The organism is Rhizobium sp. No.120 (assembly GCF_054558365.1).
Window position 1 is genome coordinate 1 of the sequence record NZ_BAAJNQ010000047.1, and the last position, 1,574, is coordinate 1,574.

The following is a 1,574-nucleotide window of genomic DNA, read 5'->3' on the forward strand; positions in this document are numbered from 1 at the left end:
GGAAGTTGTGGTCGTCTCCGTCGGTCCGGCCAAGGCGGAAGAAACCTTGCGCACGGCGCTCGCCATGGGCGCGGATCGCGCCGTCCTGGTCGAGACTGATGATGCCGTCGAGCCGCTCGCCGTCGCCAAGATCCTCAAGGGGGTCGCGGAAGCCGAACAGCCTGGCCTGATCATCGTCGGAAAGCAGGCGATCGACGACGATTCGAACCAGACCGGTCAGATGCTGTCGGCCCTGCTCGGCTGGCCACAGGCGACGTTTGCCTCGAAGGTTGAGATCGGCAACGGTTCGGCCGAGGTGACGCGCGAAGTCGACGGTGGTCTGCAGACCATTGCGGTCAAGCTTCCGGCCGTCGTCACGACGGACCTGCGCCTCAACGAGCCGCGTTATGCTTCGCTGCCGAACATCATGAAGGCGAAGAAGAAGCCGCTCGACAAGAAGTCGCCGGCCGATTTCGGCGTCGATACCGCCCCGCGCTTGAAGGTGCTGAAGACCGAGGAGCCGTCGGGCCGCAAGGCAGGCGTCAAGGTTAAGTCGGTCGCCGAGCTGGTCGAAAAGCTCAAGACCGAAGCCGGCGTGCTCTAAGGCGTTCATGCCCCGAAAAGTGGGAACCGGTTTTCGGACAAGGGCATGAACCGAAGGAATCAAGGGAGAACACAACCATGGCCATTCTTCTTCTGGCAGATCACGACAACGCAACCCTTTCCGACCAGACCGCCAAGGCGCTGACGGCAGCATCGAAGATCGGTTCCGACGTGCATGTGCTCGTCGCCGGCTCTGGTGCCAAGGCTGCGGCCGATGCGGCTGCAAAGCTCTCGGGCGTGACGAAGGTCCTGCTCGCCGACGATGCAAGCCTCGGCAACAACCTCGCCGAACCGCTGGCAGCGCTCATCGTGTCGCTTGCCGGCTCCTATGACGCCATCGTCTCGGCTGCGACCTCGGTCGGCAAGAATGTGCTGCCGCGTGTTGCTGCCCTGCTCGATGTCGCGCAGGTCTCGGAAATCGTCGAGATCGTCTCTGCCGACACGTTCAAGCGTCCGATCTATGCGGGCAATGCCATCCAGACGGTAAAGTCGTCCGATGCGAAGAAGGTAATCACGGTTCGCACCGCCTCTTTCGCCGCAGCCGGTGAGGGCGGCAGCGCTTCGGTCGAGACCATCTCGGCCGCCGCGAACCCGGGTCTCTCGACTCATGTCAAGGATGCGCTGTCCTCGTCGGATCGTCCGGAACTGACGTCTGCCAAGATCATCATCTCGGGCGGCCGTGCACTCGGCTCGTCGGAGAAGTTCCAAGAGGTGATCCTTCCGATCGCCGACAAGCTGGGTGCTGCCATCGGTGCCTCCCGTGCTGCTGTCGATGCCGGTTATGCGCCGAACGACTGGCAGATCGGCCAGACCGGCAAGGTTGTTGCCCCCGACCTCTACATCGCCTGCGGCATTTCTGGCGCCATCCAGCATCTGGCCGGCATGAAGGACTCGAAGGTGATCGTCGCGATCAACAAGGACGAGGAAGCGCCGATCTTCCAGGTCGCCGATTACGGTCTCGTTGGCGATCTGTTCGATGTCCTGCCCGAACT

Annotated in this window: 2 protein-coding genes; both read left to right on the top strand. The window is 62.7% G+C overall.

Annotation, left to right across the window (positions count from 1 at the left end):
* Nucleotides 1-583, top strand: a 583-nt coding sequence (locus tag ACYJRZ_RS31850; RefSeq protein ID WP_459465509.1) for an electron transfer flavoprotein subunit beta/FixA family protein, incomplete at its 5' end; no start/stop codon positions are given.
* A 77-nt stretch (nucleotides 584-660) separates the two neighbouring features.
* A partial coding sequence (locus ACYJRZ_RS31855) for an electron transfer flavoprotein subunit alpha/FixB family protein (RefSeq protein WP_459465511.1) occupies nucleotides 661-1,574 on the top strand: 914 nt, incomplete at its 3' end.